This window comes from Rubrivirga sp. (genome assembly GCF_965213695.1).
GTDB lineage: Bacteria > Bacteroidota > Rhodothermia > Rhodothermales > Rubricoccaceae > Rubrivirga.
Genome location: NZ_OZ243912.1, coordinates 2,770,532 through 2,786,456, shown reverse-complemented (window position 1 = coordinate 2,786,456; position 15,925 = coordinate 2,770,532). Strand labels below are relative to the sequence as shown.

The window sequence follows — 15,925 nt, the reverse complement described above, 5'->3', positions numbered from 1 at the left end:
GGGGGAACGGGCGGAGGGGGGCGCCCGGTTCGAGCCGCCCCTTCCGCCTGGCTCCATGTCCGTTCGGCACGCCCTGCTCGCCGCCCTGCTCCTCTCCGCCTGCGGGCCCGACGCCCCGCCCGACCCGGACGGCGTCCCGCTCGACGCGCGCGCCGCGTCGGCCCCGGCCGACCCGGACGAGTCTCCCCGCCGGTCTGCCGACCGGTCTGCCGCCGCCGCGGGTGGGCTCGACCTCGTCCTGCCGTCGCCGAACCGCGCCCTCCTCGACGGGGCGCCGGAGCGGTTCTACCAGGGGCTCACCGTGACCGTCGACAGCCTGCGGCCGGAAAAGTGGGAGGGCGGGCAGTACGGGTTCGTCCGCGACCCCGTCCCGACCATCTTCGGCCGGCGGACCTTCCGGCGCGTCCACGAGGGCGTCGACATCGCGCCGGTCGAGCGGGACGCGGCCGGCGAGCCGGTCGACGCCGTCGTCGCCATCGACCGGGGCCGGGTGGCGTACGCGAACGCGAGCGCCGGGGCGTCGAGCTACGGCAAGTACGTCGTGGTCGAGCACGACTGGAGCGACAGCCCGGTTTACAGCCTGTACGCCCACCTGTCGGAGGTGGCCGTGGCCGAGGGGCAGGCGGTCGAGCGCGGCGGGCGGATCGGGACGATGGGCTACACGGGGAGGGGGCTGGGCCGCTCCCGAGCCCACGTCCACCTCGAGATCGCGCTGATGGTCAACCAGCACCAACCGCTGTGGTTTGCCGAGTACTTCGGGGGCGCCGACCTCCACGGTCTCTTTTTCGGGACGAACCTGGCCGGCGTCCCGCCCGCCGGGCTCTACCTCGCGCTCGAAGAGGACCCCGGCCTGACGTTCCCCGAGTACGTCCGCTCGCTCGACGAGGGCTACGTGGTGGACTTGCCGGGCGGCCAGCCGCTCGACCTGATCGAGCGGTACCCGTGGCTCGGGGCCGAGGCCGCCGCCGCCGACCCGGCGACGGTCCCGGCGTGGCGCGTCGCGTTCACCCAGGAGGGCGCGCCGATCCGCGTCGAGGTCGCCGACGAGCCGGTCGACCGGGCGACGGTCGAGGGCGTCGGCCTGGGGGTCTGGCTGACGGACGGGAGCACCAACCGGATGCTCCAACGGCGCGGGATCTCGTACGAGCCGGCCCGGCGGGGCTACAGCTACTTCGCGCTCTACAGCACGACGGCCGAGGGGGCGCCGCGGTGGTAGTGACCCCACGTCACGCTCGATCTCTCTGAGGCGCTGGAGACGGGGGACGGGGGACCGTCCGATCAGGTCGTCTCCGGTCCTCCGTCTTCGGTCTCGGGACGCCGAGGCCACCCCCTCGCAACTTGAGTGGGTCGAGCCATTGGCTTTCAGCACCGGGTGAAAGTTCGGGGCGGGGCATCCTGGCCGAGACTCGCCGGTAGACCTCGGACACCGCCCCAAGCCCGATGGCTGACACGACCTCCGAGAACGCCGACGCCCCGGACGGCCCCGACGCCGTCGCCGAGCTGTCGCGCGGCGTCGCCTCCGTGTTGCCGCTCTTGTACGTCGCCTGGGCCGACGGCCTCCTGACGCCGTCCGAGATCGAGGCCACGCGCGAGCGGCTGGCCGGCGAGCTCTGGATGACCGACGCCGACCGGGCCCAGGTCTCGGCCTGGCTCGACCCGGCCGATCCGCCCGACGCGACGACCTACTTCCGCTGGATCCGCACGATCCGCCAGGCCGCCCGCCACATCCCCGACGTCGCCCACAAGTCGCTGGCGGATTTGGGTGCCGACCTGGCGACGCTGTCCGGCAGCGGCGACGGCGCGAGCCTTCCCGCTGAAGCTCGGCTGGCCCTTCAGGAGGTCGAGGCGCTGCTGGGCGTCGTCGGCGAGGAGGCGGTCCGGGACCTGATCGAGGTCCGGCCCCCAGAGGAGACGGGCGTCCCGCGCCCGGCGTTCGACGTCGGCGCGATGCGGGCGCTGCTCGACGGGCCCCACGCCGAGACCAAGGACCGGGTGCGGCGGCTGCTGAGCGACCCGGCGTTCGCCTACCCCGAGCCGGACGTCTCGAACGCCGAGTACCGCGAGACCGTCTTGCGCTGGACCCGACTCCTGGCCGACCAGGGCATCGGCGCGCTCGCCTACCCCGCGTGGGCCGGCGGGAGCGGCGACATCGCCCGCTTTATCGCCGCCTTCGAGACCATCGCGACGCACGACCTGAGCCTGGTCGTCAAGTTCGGCGTCCAGTTCGGGCTGTGGGGCGGGAGCGTCAACGCGCTCGGGAGCGACGCGCAGCGGCGGGCGCTCCTGCCCGCCATCGGGACGCTCGATCTCCCGGGCGCCTTCGCCATGACCGAGCGGGGCCACGGCTCGAACGTCCGCGACCTGGAGACGACGGCGACGTTCGACCGGGCGACCGACGAGTGGGTGATCCGCACGCCGACGGACCATGACCACAAGGAGTGGATCGGGAACGCGGCCGTCCACGGCCAGCAGGCGACGGTCTTCGCCCAACTCGTGATCGACGGGGAGGGCTACGGCGTCCACGCCTTCGTCGTCCCCATCCGAACCGAGGCGGGCGAGCCCGTGCCCCACGTCCGCATCGCCGACAGCGGCCACAAGATGGGGCTCAACGGCGTCGACAACGGCCAGCTCTGGTTCGACGACGCCCGCGTCCCGCGCGAGGCGCTCCTAAGCCGCTACGCCCAGGTGGACGAGAGCGGGACGTACACGAGCCCGATCCCGAGCGCGGGCAAGCGGTTCTTCGTGATGCTCGGCACCCTCGTCGGCGGGCGGATCGCGGTCGGCGCGGCGGCCAACAGCGCGGCCAAGGCCGGGCTGACCGTGGCCGTCCGCTACGGGGCGCGGCGGCGCCAGTTCGGGCCGGCCGGCAGGGCCGAGGTCGCCATCCTGGACTACCTCAGCCACCAGCGGCGGTTGATCCCGCGCGTCGCCACGTCGTACGGGCTGACGTTCGCGCTGAACCGGCTGGCCGGCGACTTCGCCGCGCTCGAGCCGGGCGGCGACACGCGCGAGATCGAGGCCCGGGCGGCGGCGCTCAAGACGATGGCCTCGTGGCACGCGACGTCGACGTTGCAGGAGGCGCGCGAGGCGTGCGGCGGCGAGGGCTTCCGGTGGTCGGCCCGGCTCGCCCACCGCAAGGCGGACTCCGACATCTTCACGACGTTCGAGGGCGACAACACGGTCTTGCAGCTCCAGGTGGCCAAGGGGCTGCTGGCCGGCTACCGCCAGGAGTTCTCGGACATGAACGCCTGGGGCCTGGTCCGCTACGTCCGCGACCAGGCGGCCGTCCGCGTGGGCGAGATCAACCCGCTGGCGCGGCGGAACACGGACCGGGGCCACCTGCTCGACCCGGCGTGGCACCGCGACCTGTTCGAGCGCCGCGAGCGGACGCTCCTGGTCCAGGTGGCCGCCCGGCTCAAGCGCCGGATCGACGCCGGGATGGACTCGTTCGAGGCCTTCGTCGAGGTCCAGGACCACCTGCTCACGCTGGCCTCGGCGCACGCCGAGCGGCGGGTGCTGGAGGACTTCCAGGCCACCGTGGACGCCGTCGAGGACGACCAGCGCAAGACGCTGCTCGGGCTCGTCTGCGCGCTCTTCGCGCTGGAGCACCTCGAGCGCGACCGGGGCTGGTTCTTGGAGCAGAACCTGATCGACGCGCCGGTCGCCAAGGCCGTCCGCACCGAGGTCAACGCGCTGCTCCACCGGCTCCGCCCGGTCGCCGTCGAGCTGGTCGACGCCTTCGGCATCCCGGACGAGCTGCTCGGCTCGGAGATCGGCTCCAGCCGCCTCCCGCTCGACCCGTAGGACATGCGGATCACCGACCTCGAATCCGGGACGGCCTACGTCGTCCGCCAGTCGTTCCGCGACGACCAAGGAACGCTCGTCCTCCCCGGCGACCGGCTGACGTTCGAGCGGTACCGGGCCGTCCCCGTCACCGGCGCCTTCGAGATGACGTTCCGCGAGGAGACGCTCGTCCTCCACGAGGACCGCCAGTCCGACGTGTGCGAGCACGCCGAGTGGTTCTTGGACCGCGAGGAGTGATACCGTTTTGGAAGCCCGATGTCAGGATGGCGTACGGGCGGATGCGTGACTCTCCTCAGTGAGGGTCATGCGTCACGGATCACGCATCGCTCGCCTGGCACACCCTGACACTGAAGCGCCGAATCGGCATCACGCCTCCTCCAGCTCGATCGTCGCGACGATGGGGAGGTGGTCCGAGCCGCGGCGGGCGGCCTCGCTCGCGTGCGTCTCCATCGACTCGATGCGGGCGCCGCGGGCGTAGAGCCGGTCGAGCGCCAGCACCGGGCGGACCGACGGGTACGACGCCGGCCAGTCCGCGTTGTGGTGGCGCGTCTGGAAGTGGTCGTCGAGCGCGCGCGAGGCCTTCGTCGGCCGCCAGGCGTTCATGTCGCCCACGAGGACGGCCGGTCCGTCGGCGAGCTGGGGGTGGCCAAGGAGCGTCCGGACCTGCCGGGCTCGGGTCCGGTCGACGAGCGCGAGGTGGGTCGCGGCCACCTGCAAGCTCCGCTCGCCGCTGCTGACGCGGACCGCGAGCGCCGCCCGCCGCTCCAACCGCCCGAACGAGAGGTCGATGGCGTGGGCCCCGGCGAGGGGCCACCGCGACAGGACGGCGTTGCCGAGCTCGCCCCGGCGGTGGAGCCGGGTGACGACGAACGCGAGGTGGAACCCGAGCCGGCGGGCCAGCTCGCGGAGCGGGTCCGGCCCCTCCGTCGGCCGCAGGACCTCCTGGAGCGCGAGCACGTCGGCGCCGAGCTCGTCGACGACGGCGAACGCCCGCTCGGGCTCGTACTGGCGCCCGCCGCGGACGCCGGCCCAGCGGTGGACGTTGTACGAGGCGACCCGGAGCCGGCGGGCGAGCGGGGCGGGCTCCAGGACGGGGGGGGGCGACAGGAGCTCGGCGAGGTACGGCGAGACGCGGGTGGGACGGGCCACGGAGACGGGGACAATCGGGGGTGAAGACGAGCCCATCGGGTGCGGCGATCCCGCCCGATCCGTTATCCTCCGACAGATTCCCCCACACCCCATGGATCGCCTTCAGTGCAAGGCCTGCGGCTCCCACTCGATGCTCCCGATGGACCTCGAAGCCGACGAGTCCGACGAGCTCGACTTCATGACCGACGAGCACGAGGCCCGCTTCTTCACCTGCCACGTCTGTGGCGACAACTGGCTCTCCGTCCGCCGCGTCGAGGCCGGCGACTGCCGGATCACGTTCGTCCACCAGATGGGGCTCCAGCCGCTCCTCAAGCGGACGGCCACCATGACCACGTCGATCGTCCTCAACGAGGACACGGTCGACCGGTGGGACTACTTCCTCGGCGACGCCGAGGTCGGTGAGGGCCGCTGGCGGGACACGCTCGACGAGCGCCGCCGCGTGCTCCGCTCGATCTGCACCAACTAGGTCGGCCTCCGGGTCGGCGCTCGCGGGGCGCGCTGGCGACGGCGCGCCCCGCGTTTGTTTGCAAGATGGGCCGAGCCTCGGCCACGGCGCGGGCCGTACCGTCCGCGCCGACGGGACGCCGGACCGATGAGACGTGGTCTCACCTGCCGGACCACACGTAGGGGCACGCCGGTGGCGTGCCCGTGGCGACCGCGATGGGACGAGGGCACGACGCCGGCGGTCTGGCGTCACAAGCGGACGCGCAGCGCCAGCGACGGCGCCGGCCCGGGGACGACCCGCACGCCGAGGTCCTCGCTCACGTCGAAGTCGGCCAGCTCGGCGGCGACGTAGGCGTCGAGGGCCTGGAGCGCGTAGGCCACCAGCACCACGACGCCGCCCACGTCGCGCTGCCCCCGCGCCGTCGCGCGGACGCTCCGCAGTGTTTGGAACGACAGGTCGGTCGCCGTCTGAGCGTTGAGCCGGTCGTACTCGTCCTGATACGAAGCGAGGGCGTTCTCGCAGACCTCCGCGCCGTCGGGGACCGTGTCGGGGTTGCCGCCCAGCGCGGTCCGGCACCCGGCGTAGGCCGTCGCCCGGCGGTACAGCACGTACTGGGCCTGGCGGTCGACGAAGTAGACGACGGCGCCGACGACCAGGCCCGCCGCGACCGGCGCCTTCAGCGGCTGGCGGTTGTAGACCTGGCCGAGGCCGGGGACGAGCAGCGACCGGACGACGGCCCCCCGGGGCGTCCGCGCGGCGGAGGTGTCGACGGCCACCGTGTCGAGGGCGACCGGAGCGGCCAGCCGGGCGAGCGAGTCGGCGGGCTGGGCGTCGGCCGTCCCGAGCAGGGCCACCAGGGCGGCGGCGCAGAACGAGCGCACGGCGTCTACTCGCCCGTGAGCCGGGCCACGACGCGCTCGAGGTCGTCGACGGAGTAGTACGCGATCTCGACCGTGCCCCCGCCGTCGCTCGCGCGGTGCTTGATCTGGACGCGGCTCGCGACGTGCTCGCGGAGCCGGGCCTCCATGGCCTCGATCTGGAGCCGGTCCCGAGGGGGGAGGGCCGGGGCCGAGGGCGACGGGGCCGGTGCCTCGGGCTCTCCCTCGCGCAGGACGCGGGCCCGCCGCTCGACGTCGCGGACCGAGAGCCCGTCGTCCAGGATCTCGCGGTGGAGGTCCAGCAGCGCCTGGTCGTCCTCGACGCCGACGAGCGCGCGGGCGTGGCCCGACGAGAGCGCGCCCTCCCGCAGCGACGCCTGGACGCGCGGCGGCAGCCGCAGGAGCCGGAGCGCGTTGGCGATCGTCGGCCGGCTCTTGCCGACCTTCTCGGCCACCTCCTCCTGCGTCAGCCCGACCTCCTCCATCAGCCGCTGGTAGCCCAGGGCCACCTCGACCGGGTTGAGGTCCTCCCGCTGGACGTTCTCGACGATGGCCATCTCCAACATCGCCTCCGTGTCGGCCTCGCGGACGTAGGCCGGGACGCGCTTGAGGCCGGCCCGGCGGCTCGCCCGCAGGCGCCGTTCGCCCGAGATCAGCTCGTAGCGGCCGTCGCCGAGCGCGCGGACCGTCAGCGGCTGGATGATGCCGAGCTGCTGGATCGACGCGGCCAGCTCGTCGAGGGCGTCCTCGTCGAAGTCGGTCCGCGGCTGGTACGGGTTCGGGCGGATCGCGTCGAGGTCGAGCTCGGCCACGCGGCCGGCCAACCGGCGGCGCTCCTCGAAGTTGTAGAGCCGCGTTCGCGAGCCGGTCTCGTCGCCCGCGTCGTCGGGCTGGGAGGGGAGGAGGGCGCTGAGGCCCTTTCCGAGGGCCGCTTTCTTGGGGGAGGCCATGGCAGGGGTTAGGCGTCGGGGGCGTCCCCGCTCGGGCGGGGCAGGCTGTCGGCGGCAGGCGGCGTCGCGCGCGAGGCGATCACGACCCGGTCGGGCGGGGCCGAGGCGTCGCCGTCGCCCGCGGGGGGGCGGGGGGACGCCGACGACCGAGCCGGCGGGGGGGCGGTCGCCGTTGGCGCGGGCGGCGACACGACGCGAGGGGCCGCTGGCGGCACCCGGAGCGCGGGCGCGTCGTCGAGCGGCGTCCCGTCGGCGGCCTCGGGCGCGGCCTGGAGGTACCGCTGGTTGTTCCGGACGACCTCGCCGGCCACGGCGATGTAGTTCTTCGCGCCCGACGAGATCGCGTCGTAGAGCAGCACCGGCTTGCCGAAGCTCGGCGCCTCCGAGATCCGCACGTTCCGCTGGACGACGGCCTCGAACACGCGGTCGCCGAAGTAGCGCCGGACCTCGGCGGCCACCTGGTTGCTGAGGCGCAGCCGGCCGTCGAACATCGTCAGGAGCACGCCCTCGATCTCGAGGTCCGGGTTGAGGTGCTGGCGGACGATCTTGATCGTGTTGAGCAGCTGGCCCAGGCCCTCCAGCGCGAAGTACTCGGTCTGGACCGGGATGAGGACGGAGTCGGCCGCCGTCAGCGCGTTGAGCGTCAACAGGCCCAGGCTCGGCGGGCAGTCGATCACGACGAAGTGGTACCGCCGGCGGACCTGTTGGAGCGCCTTCTTCAGGACCCGCTCGCGCTCGAACAGGTCGATCATCTCGATCTCGGCCCCGACCAAGTTGATGTGGCTCGGGACGACGTCGAGGAACGGCATCTCGGTGTGGAGCGCGACGTCCTCGACGGCCGCGCTCCCCGTGAGCACGTCGTACACCGACGAGGCGACCGTCCGCGGCTCGATCCCGAGCGACGACGTCCCGTTCGCTTGGGGGTCCGTGTCGATCAGCAGCGTCGGGTGCTCCGAGGCGGCCAGCGAAGCGGCCAGGTTCACGGCCGTCGTGGTCTTCCCGACGCCGCCCTTCTGATTCGCGACCGCGATGACCTTGCCCATGACGGGGGGCGCTGGAAAGAGGAGACAGACGCCGACCGTCGAGCGGCCGGGGGGACGCCCCGAATATAGGCCTCCTGGGCGGCGGTGCGAGGCGCCGAGGCCGCCGCGCGTGTCCACGGACCGCCGTTGACCGCTGAAGGCGACGGGCGAGGTCGCCACCTCCATCCCCCTGTCTCCCAACGGAGAAGATGGCGCGTGGCCGGGGAGGCGGTCCGAAAGAAACCCCGACCGGCCCAAGGCCAGTCGGGGTTAAACGGGTGGGTCGGGCCGGTTGTCGTCCCCCCGGACAGATCGCCAGGCTCGACCTCACTCGGTCCTCGAACGATAGGGAACAGAACGTTCCGCGTCAAGGGCGCGTGCAGATTTGGGTGAGGTTCCGGGTGAAACCCCCCGTGTAGAGCGGCGATATTGCCACGCCTGGCCCTGCCCCGATGCACTTCCGGTCTCTCGAAAACCGGGCGTTCCTCGCCCTCGTCGTCCTGGTCACGCTGGCGTTCGCGTGGACGCTGGGCGGCTTCCTGCTGCCGGTGTTCTGGGCCGTCGTGCTGGCGGTCCTCTTCGCCCCGTTGTTCCAGTGGTTCGCGCGCCGCCTGGGCGGTCGAGCGACCCCGGCCGCGCTGCTCACGCTGCTGACGGTGCTGATCGCCGTCGTGGCCCCGCTGGTGCTGCTGGGGGTCCTGGTGACGCAGGAGGCCGTCGGCGTGTACCAGCGGGTCGCGAGCGGGGCCATCGACCTGACGGAGCCCGTCGCGGCCGTCGAGCGGCTGCTGCCCCAGCTGGTCCAGCGCGCCCAAGAGCTCGGCGTCGACTTCGACCAGATCCGCGAGAACGTGGCGTCGTCGGCGCTGGCGGTGAGCCAGGAGGTGGCGTCGCGGCTGCTCGGGTTCGGGCAGCAGGCGGTCACGTTCACGCTGCTGCTGGCGGTCACGCTCTACGTCCTGTTCTTCTTCGTCCGCGACGGCGAGGCGCTCCGGGCGACGATGATCCGGGCGCTCCCGCTCGGCGACCCCCGCGAGAAGCGGCTGTTCACCAAGTTCGCCGCCGTCACCCGGGCGACGGTCAAGGGGACGTTCGTGATCTCGGCCATCCAGGGCACCATCGGCGGCGTCGCGTTTTGGCTGCTGGGGATCGAGTCGCCCGTGCTGTGGGGCGTGCTCATGGCCATCTTCTCGCTGATCCCGGCCGTCGGCGGAGCCATCGTCTGGGTCCCGGCGGCCGTCATCCTGCTGGTGTCGGGGGCCTGGGTGGAGGCCCTCATCCTGACCGGCGTCGGGGCCGGGGTCATGGGGACGGTCGACAACGCGCTCCGGCCCGTCCTGGTCGGCCGCGACGCGGGGATGCCGGACTACATGATCCTGCTCTCGACGCTGGGGGGGCTGGCGACGTTCGGGTTCTCGGGACTGGTGATGGGCCCCATCGTGGCCGGCCTGTTCCTGACCGTCTGGGAGATGTTCACCGAGGAGTTCGGCCCGGCCGACGACGGCGCCGAGGTCCCGGGCCTCGACCCGCCCCAGGCCGCCGCCGTCGAGGACAACCCGGCCGACCTGTCGCCGGAGGCCGTGCCGGGCGAGGCGACGCCCGTCTAGATGCCGGCGGGTATGGGGTGCTCGGTACGTTCCCGTGGATCTCGGCGCGGGAGCCGTACCCGGTACCCCGTACTCGAACGGACTCACGCGAATACGACCGTCTTGTTCTCGTAGACGAGCACGCGCGCTTCGAGGTGCCACCGGACGGCTCGGGCCAGCACGTCCCGTTCGAGCGACTGCCCGAGGCGCTTGAGGTCGGCGACGGACTGGCGGTGGGAGACCCGGGCCACGCCCTGCTCGATGATCGGGCCCTCGTCGAGGTCGGCCGTGACGTAGTGGGCCGTCGCCCCGATCACCTTGACGCCGCGCTCGAACGCCTGCCGGTACGGGTCGGCGCCGACGAACGCGGGCAGGAACGAGTGGTGGATGTTGAGGATGCGGCCCGGGTACCGGTCGACGACGGCCGGCGACAGGATCTGCATGTAGCGCGCCAGCACGACGACGTCGACGGCGGCCTCCTCGAACAGCGCCAGCGTCCGGGCCTCGGCGTCGGCCTTGGTGTCCTTCGTCACCGGGACGTGGTGGTAGGCCACGCCGAACCGCTCGACCTCGGCTCGGAGGTCGTCGTGGTTGCTGACGACGAGCGGCACCTCGGCGTCGAGCTCGCCGCGCCGCCACAGCCACAGGAGCTCCAGCAGCACGTGGTCGTACTTCGACACCATCAGGGCCAGCCGCTTCGGCCGCGAGGCGTAGTCGATCCGCCAGTCCATCGCGAACGGCGCCGCGACGACGCGGGCGAAGGCGGCCTCGAGCGCCTCGGCAGCCAGGTCGAGGTCGGGCGTGGTGAACTCGGTCCGCAGGAAGAACGTCCCGCCGACGGGGTCGGTCGAGTGCTGGTCGAGCGCCGTGATGTTGGCCCCGTGGTTCCTCAAGAACGCGGTGACGGCGGCGACGATGCCGGGCTGGTCCGGGCAGGTGACGAGCAGGCGGGCGAGCGGGACGGTCATCGGGCACGGGGGGGACGCGGGCAAGATCGCGCCTCAGCGCGGCCCGGGCATCGGGCGCGTGGCATCGCGGTCTCGTAGGCGGTCAGCCGCCGAGACGGCCGCGACGCCTCGCGCGAGCGTCTCGATCTGGTCGAGCGTGCACAGCGCCGTGCGGCCGTCCTGGATCTGCGTGGCCTCCAGCACAACGAGCGTGGCACCTGCCGACCGAGTCTTCTCGGAGGGCGGCGCCCGGTGAGCCTCCGCAGCCGGACCTCGGTCACTCGAGGCGCTGTGCGGGCGAGGGAGCGCGACGCTCCAGGCCACCGGTCGTGCCTTTCGACCGGCCTTGGGGATCCCGACACTGTCGGCCTCATCCGACGCCTCCCATGCGACTCGCCTTCCTCTCGCTCGCCGTGCTCGCCGTCGCCGGCTGCGACTCTCGCGACGACGGCACGGCGTTCGACCTCGCCCTGTACGACGAGGCCGGGAGCCTCGTGACGACCGGCGAGATCTCGCTCGACGCCCCCATCGCTCCCGGCGCCCGCGTCAACGGGACCTACCGGCTGGCGGACTCCGGCGTGACGTTCAACCAAGCCGGCAGGCTCGCGGCCGACTGCACGCGCCGTCAGGACGAGGGCCCCGCGCACCTCACCGTCCGTTTCGACACCGATATCGTCGACGCCAACCTCCAGCTGACCGGTGACTGCCCGGACGTGACGAGCGGGGGGACGTGGGCCTTCCTCACCTTCGGCGGCGCGTCGGCGAGCGGGACGTACACGCTCGACTGACGCCCGCCCAAAAAAGCCCCGGCCGCTGTGGGCGACCGGGGCGTCGGGTTCTGGTCCGAGGGGCTCAGGCTACGCGGGGGGCGGCGTGCTCGTCGCCGCGTCGCCCTCGTCGACCACCTCGAAGTCGGCCTCCTCGGCGGCGGGCGCCGTCGCGCCGTTGGCCTGGGCGTCGGCCGCCGCGTCGGCGCCGCCGGCCTCGGCCTCGGCCTGCTGGGCCCGGTAGAGGTCCTCGGCCGCGCCGCTCCACGCCGTGTTGAGCTGCTCCATCGCCGAGTCGAGCTGGTCGAGGTCCTGGCCCTTGTGGACCTCCTGGAGCCGCTCCAGCCCGGCCTCGATCTGGGACCGCTTCTCGGCCGGGATCTTGTCGCCGTAGTCGGCCAAGTTCTTCTGGGTCGAGAAGATCAGGCTGTCGGCCTGGTTGAGCTTGTCGATCGACTCCTTGCGCTTGGCGTCCTCGTTCGCGTTCTCGCGCGCGGCGCGGCGCATGGCCTCGATCTCCTGCTCGCTCAGGCCCGACGACGCCTCGATCCGGATCGACTGCTCCTTGCCGGTCGCCTTGTCCTTGGCCGAGACCGACAGGATCCCGTCGGCGTCGATGTCGAACGTGACCTCGACCTGGGGCAGCCCGCGCGGGGCCGGCGGGATCCCGTCGAGGTGGAACCGGCCAATCGTTCGGTTGTCGACGGCCATCGAGCGGTCGCCCTGGAGCACGTGGATCTCGACCGACGGCTGGTTGTCGCTCGCCGTCGAGAACGTCTCCGACTTCCGCGTCGGGATCGTCGTGTTGGCCGGGATCAGCGCCGTCATGACGCCACCGAGGGTCTCGATGCCCAGGTTGAGCGGCGTGACGTCGAGCAGGAGCACGTCGGTGACGTCGCCCGAGAGCACGCCGCCCTGGATGGCCGCGCCGACGGCGACGACCTCGTCCGGGTTGACCGACTTGTTCGGCGCCTTGCCAAAGAAGTCCTTGACGACCTCCTGGATCTTGGGAATCCGCGACGAGCCGCCGACCAAGATGACCTCGTCGACCTGGTCCTTGGTGAGCCCGGCGTCCTTGAGCGCCTTCTCCATCGGCGGGATCGTCCGCTGGACCAAGTCGTCGACGAGCTGCTCGAACTTGGCCCGCGTCAGGTCGATCGTGAGGTGCTTCGGGCCCTCCTGGGTCGCCGTGATGAACGGGAGGTTGATCGTGGTCTGGGACGCGGCCGAGAGCTCGATCTTGGCCTTCTCGGCGGCCTCCTTGAGCCGCTGGAGCGCCATCGGGTCGGTCCGCAGGTCGATCCCGTCGGTCCGCTGGAACTCGTCGGCGATCCAGTCGATCAGGCGCTGGTCGAAGTCGTCGCCGCCCAGGTGCGTGTCGCCGTTCGTGCTCTTGACCTCGAAGACGCCGTCGCCGAGTTCCAGGATCGAGATGTCGTAGGTCCCGCCGCCCAGGTCGTAGACCGCGATGACCTCGTCCTCGTTCTTCTTGTCGAGGCCGTAGGCGAGGGCCGCGGCGGTCGGCTCGTTCAAGATTCGCTTGACGTCGAGCCCGGCGATCTGGCCGGCCTCCTTGGTCGCCTTGCGCTGGGCGTCGTTGAAGTAGGCCGGGACCGTGATGACGGCCTCGGTGACGCGCTCGCCGAGGTAGTCCTCGGCCGTCTGCTTGAGCTTGCCCAAGACCATCGCCGAGATCTCCTGCGGCGTGTAGAGCTTGGACTCGGTGCCGGCCTCGACCTCGATCCGGGCCACGCCGCCGTCGCCCTTGGTGACCGTGTACGGGACCGTCTTCATCTCCTCGGCGACCTCGTCGTGCTGGCGGCCCATGAACCGCTTGACCGAGAAGATGGTGTTGGACGGGTTGGTGATGGCCTGGCGCTTGGCCGGGGCCCCGACGAGCCGCTCGCCGTCCTTCTTGAACGCGACGACGGACGGGGTCGTCCGCCCGCCCTCGGCGTTGGGGACGACGACGGGCTCGTTGCCCTCCATGACGGCCACGACGGAGTTCGTCGTGCCGAGGTCGATGCCAATAATCTTGCCCATTGGGGGGAGGTGATGTCTGGTAAAAAAGAGGGGCGCCGACCCCGGGGTCTCGGTGGCTACGCGGTCCTCGGGGTGAGGATCCGCGCGGCCCGACCTGCCGTGGCGTCAGCGCGTGTGTTCGGGCGAGAGGCGGACAAGGGCCGTGCCACCCGGCGTCGATTGCCGTTATGGCATGGCCCTTCAACGGTTCCTCAAGTCCGCCCGCCCCGGGGTATCTTGCGGGCCCCTTCAGGCTCGCGCGCCGCCCGCGATGAAGCACGTCCCGAACGCCCTCACCGTCGGCCGCATCGTGGCCGCCCCGGTGTGCCTGTACCTGCTGTGGACGGGGACGGTGTGGGGGCAGGTGGCCGGGGCCGCTCTGTTCATCCTGGCGGCCATCACGGACTGGCTCGACGGGCGCCTGGCACGGGAGTACGGCGTCTCGTCACGGTTGGGCCAGTTTTTGGACCCGCTCGCCGACAAGGTGCTGGTGTTGGGGGCCTTCTTCCTGATCCCGTTCCTCGACCCCATCGGGCCCGGTCTGGCGGCACCGGCCGGCGAGTGGCTCCCGTGGCTCGCCATCGGGGCGATCGCCGCGCGGGACGTGGCCGTGACAGCACTGCGGACGGTGCGCGAGCGCCAGAACCGGCCGGTCATGACGTCGGCGGCGGCCAAGTGGAAGACGGCGTGGCAGCTCACGTTCTTGATCACGGCGTTCGTGTTCTTGGCGGGCTCCCACCTCCGGTCCGTCGGAGGGGGCGTCGGCGACCTCGGCCGGTTCCTGTACCAGGCGCTCGCGTCGCCGGCCGCGCTCGCGTTCTTGGTCGTCACCGCGGCCGTGACCGTCTACACAGGCGTCCTCTACTTCCGTCGGTCCACGCCCGCGTCGTAGATGGCGACGATCTGTTTCGTAACGTCGTCGCCAGCGAAGCTCTCTTCTGCTGGCAGGACCGTTGAGGCCTTTAGATCGCACCCGACGAGACGCTGTCATTGCCGCGCACGCGAGAATCCATGCGGCCCTTGTCAGCGACGAGCATTCCACTATGGATCCTCGAGTTCTCAAAGATAGAGTCTGGTTTGTTATGCGGTTCGATGTGAATTGAAAACGTGCCAACCTTACCCATGACTACGGCCGAGGCCATCGCCCGCGACCTTCTGGACGTTGAGGCCGTCGCGCTCCGGCCCGACGACCCGTTTACCTGGGCGTCCGGCCGGCTGTCGCCGGTCTACACCGACAACCGGCTGCTGCTGTCGGTCCCCGACGTCCGGAGCCGCGTGGCCCACGCCTTCTTCCAGGCGCTCACCGAGCTCGCGACGCCCGTCGACGCGGTCTCGGCCACGGCCACGGCCGGCATCCCCCACGGGGCGCTCTTGGCGAACCGGGCCGGGCTCCCGTTCAGCTACGTCCGCGGGGAGGCCAAGGGGCACGGGCGCCAGAACCGGGTCGAGGGCCGCGTCGAGCCGGGCCAGCGCGTCGTCTTGGTCGAGGACCTGGTCTCGACGGGCGGCTCGGTCCTGAGCGCGGCCGACGCGCTGGATGACACGGGCGCCGACGTAGTCGCGGTCCTGGCCGTGTTCTCGTACGGGTTCGCCGAGGCCGAGCGCGCGTTCGAGGCCGCCGGCGTCCCGCTCGTCACGCTGACCGACTTCGCCACACTCGCGCGCGCCGCGCAAGAGACGGGCGCCCTCGGGCCCGACGCCTGGGCCGTCCTCCGCGAGTGGCGCGACGACCCGGCGGGGTGGAGCGTCACGAGGGGAGGGGCCGCGTAACGGGTTGATCTCGCGCGGGCGTGGCCGATACCGGCCACCGCATGATCCGCCACATCGCCACCGACCGCGCCGACCACGTGACCGACGCCGTCGGCTGCACGCGCGTGTTCGGGAGCGTGTTCGTGGCTTCGGGCTCGTTCGCGCTCGCGGCTGCCGTGGTGGGGACGGGTGGGTTCGGCGACGCGACGCTCCTGGCCCGGCTCGGAGTCGGCGTGATCGGGGTGGCCCACCTCGGCGGCGGCCTGGCACTGTGGGGCGGCCGGTGGGCGGGGGCCGTCGTCCGGCGCCGGGGCGTGGAGTGGACCGAGCGCCGGCCGCTCCGCCCGTCTCGAACCCGGTCCCTCGCCCCGTCCGAGGTCGCGTGGGTCCGGGTCGAAGAAGGAAAGGACAGCGACGGCGACACGACGTACCGGGTCGTGCTCGAGCTCCAGACGGGCGAGCGGTTCCCGCTGACGCACCAGGCCTCGCCGGTCCGCACGGTCGCCGAGGACGCCGCGGCGGCCGTCGCCCGGCGGCTCCAGATTCCGGCCCGGCTGGCGTAGCCCGGTTCCGGAGAGACGGCGCGGCACCTCTCCGCTGCTGCTC

16 protein-coding genes are annotated in these 15,925 nt (G+C 72.2%); 9 read left to right on the top strand and 7 right to left on the bottom strand.

Annotated elements, in window-relative coordinates:
• Positions 1-55: 55 nt before the first annotated feature.
• The 3 genes from ACOOHE_RS12390 (at position 56) to ACOOHE_RS12380 (ending at position 4,041) form a co-directional block, all read left to right on the top strand.
• Positions 56-1,216: a M23 family metallopeptidase gene (locus ACOOHE_RS12390; RefSeq protein ID WP_420454393.1), complete on the top strand. Its 1,161-nt coding sequence runs from the start codon at positions 56-58 to the stop codon at positions 1,214-1,216.
• A gap of 224 nt (positions 1,217-1,440) precedes the next feature.
• A complete protein-coding gene (locus tag ACOOHE_RS12385; RefSeq protein WP_420454392.1) occupies positions 1,441-3,804 on the top strand; it encodes an acyl-CoA dehydrogenase in 2,364 nt (787 codons plus the stop codon).
• A gap of 3 nt (positions 3,805-3,807) precedes the next feature.
• Positions 3,808-4,041 carry a hypothetical protein gene (locus ACOOHE_RS12380; RefSeq protein WP_420454391.1) on the top strand — a complete coding sequence of 78 codons (234 nt, stop codon included), beginning with the start codon at positions 3,808-3,810 and terminating at the stop codon, positions 4,039-4,041.
• 129 nt (positions 4,042-4,170) lie between these two features.
• On the opposite strand, the gene ACOOHE_RS12375 is transcribed toward ACOOHE_RS12380, so the two are convergent.
• A complete protein-coding gene (locus tag ACOOHE_RS12375) occupies positions 4,171-4,953 on the bottom strand; it encodes an endonuclease/exonuclease/phosphatase family protein (RefSeq protein WP_420454390.1) in 783 nt (260 codons plus the stop codon).
• A gap of 91 nt (positions 4,954-5,044) precedes the next feature.
• Between ACOOHE_RS12375 and ACOOHE_RS12370 the strand changes: the two genes are divergently transcribed.
• On the top strand, positions 5,045-5,419 hold the full coding sequence (locus tag ACOOHE_RS12370) for a hypothetical protein (protein ID WP_420454389.1): 375 nt from the start codon (positions 5,045-5,047) through the stop codon (positions 5,417-5,419).
• Between the two features lie 227 nt (positions 5,420-5,646).
• On the opposite strand, the gene ACOOHE_RS12365 is transcribed toward ACOOHE_RS12370, so the two are convergent.
• The 3 genes from ACOOHE_RS12365 to ACOOHE_RS12355 are packed head-to-tail and all read right to left on the bottom strand — an operon-like array spanning position 5,647 to position 8,269.
• A complete protein-coding gene (locus tag ACOOHE_RS12365) occupies positions 5,647-6,279 on the bottom strand; it encodes a DUF5683 domain-containing protein (protein ID WP_420454388.1) in 633 nt (210 codons plus the stop codon).
• Positions 6,280-6,284: 5 nt separating this feature from the next.
• Complete coding sequence (locus ACOOHE_RS12360; protein ID WP_420454387.1) at positions 6,285-7,226, bottom strand: ParB/RepB/Spo0J family partition protein; 942 nt, start codon at positions 7,224-7,226, stop codon at positions 6,285-6,287.
• An 8-nt stretch (positions 7,227-7,234) separates the two neighbouring features.
• On the bottom strand, positions 7,235-8,269 hold the full coding sequence (locus ACOOHE_RS12355; RefSeq protein WP_420454386.1) for a ParA family protein: 1,035 nt from the start codon (positions 8,267-8,269) through the stop codon (positions 7,235-7,237).
• A 431-nt stretch (positions 8,270-8,700) separates the two neighbouring features.
• Here ACOOHE_RS12355 and ACOOHE_RS12350 point away from each other — a divergent pair, with 431 nt between their 5' ends.
• Positions 8,701-9,855, top strand: a complete 1,155-nt coding sequence (locus ACOOHE_RS12350) for an AI-2E family transporter (protein ID WP_420454385.1) — start codon at positions 8,701-8,703, stop codon at positions 9,853-9,855.
• Between the two features lie 83 nt (positions 9,856-9,938).
• On the opposite strand, the gene purU is transcribed toward ACOOHE_RS12350, so the two are convergent.
• Complete coding sequence (gene purU, locus ACOOHE_RS12345; protein ID WP_420454384.1) at positions 9,939-10,802, bottom strand: formyltetrahydrofolate deformylase; 864 nt, start codon at positions 10,800-10,802, stop codon at positions 9,939-9,941.
• Positions 10,803-10,835: 33 nt separating this feature from the next.
• Positions 10,836-10,985, bottom strand: a complete 150-nt coding sequence (locus tag ACOOHE_RS12340; protein WP_420454383.1) for a hypothetical protein — start codon at positions 10,983-10,985, stop codon at positions 10,836-10,838.
• A gap of 182 nt (positions 10,986-11,167) precedes the next feature.
• On the opposite strand from ACOOHE_RS12340, the gene ACOOHE_RS12335 reads away from it, so the two are divergent.
• Positions 11,168-11,569, top strand: coding sequence for a hypothetical protein (locus ACOOHE_RS12335; protein WP_420454382.1), 402 nt, complete (start codon positions 11,168-11,170; stop codon positions 11,567-11,569).
• A gap of 69 nt (positions 11,570-11,638) precedes the next feature.
• Here the strand turns inward: ACOOHE_RS12335 and dnaK are convergent, their stop codons facing one another.
• Complete coding sequence (gene dnaK / locus ACOOHE_RS12330) at positions 11,639-13,591, bottom strand: molecular chaperone DnaK (RefSeq protein ID WP_420454381.1); 1,953 nt, start codon at positions 13,589-13,591, stop codon at positions 11,639-11,641.
• Between the two features lie 250 nt (positions 13,592-13,841).
• On the opposite strand from dnaK, the gene ACOOHE_RS12325 reads away from it, so the two are divergent.
• The 3 genes from ACOOHE_RS12325 to ACOOHE_RS12315 all read left to right on the top strand — a co-directional run bounded on the left by ACOOHE_RS12325 (position 13,842) and on the right by ACOOHE_RS12315 (position 15,882).
• A complete protein-coding gene (locus ACOOHE_RS12325) occupies positions 13,842-14,462 on the top strand; it encodes a CDP-alcohol phosphatidyltransferase family protein (protein WP_420454380.1) in 621 nt (206 codons plus the stop codon).
• A 230-nt stretch (positions 14,463-14,692) separates the two neighbouring features.
• Positions 14,693-15,340, top strand: coding sequence for an orotate phosphoribosyltransferase (gene pyrE / locus ACOOHE_RS12320; protein WP_420454379.1), 648 nt, complete (start codon positions 14,693-14,695; stop codon positions 15,338-15,340).
• Positions 15,341-15,381: 41 nt separating this feature from the next.
• The gene (locus tag ACOOHE_RS12315; protein WP_420454378.1) at positions 15,382-15,882 is read left to right on the top strand and encodes a hypothetical protein; all 501 of its coding nucleotides are present in this window, start codon (positions 15,382-15,384) and stop codon (positions 15,880-15,882) included.
• Positions 15,883-15,925: the final 43 nt, after the last annotated feature.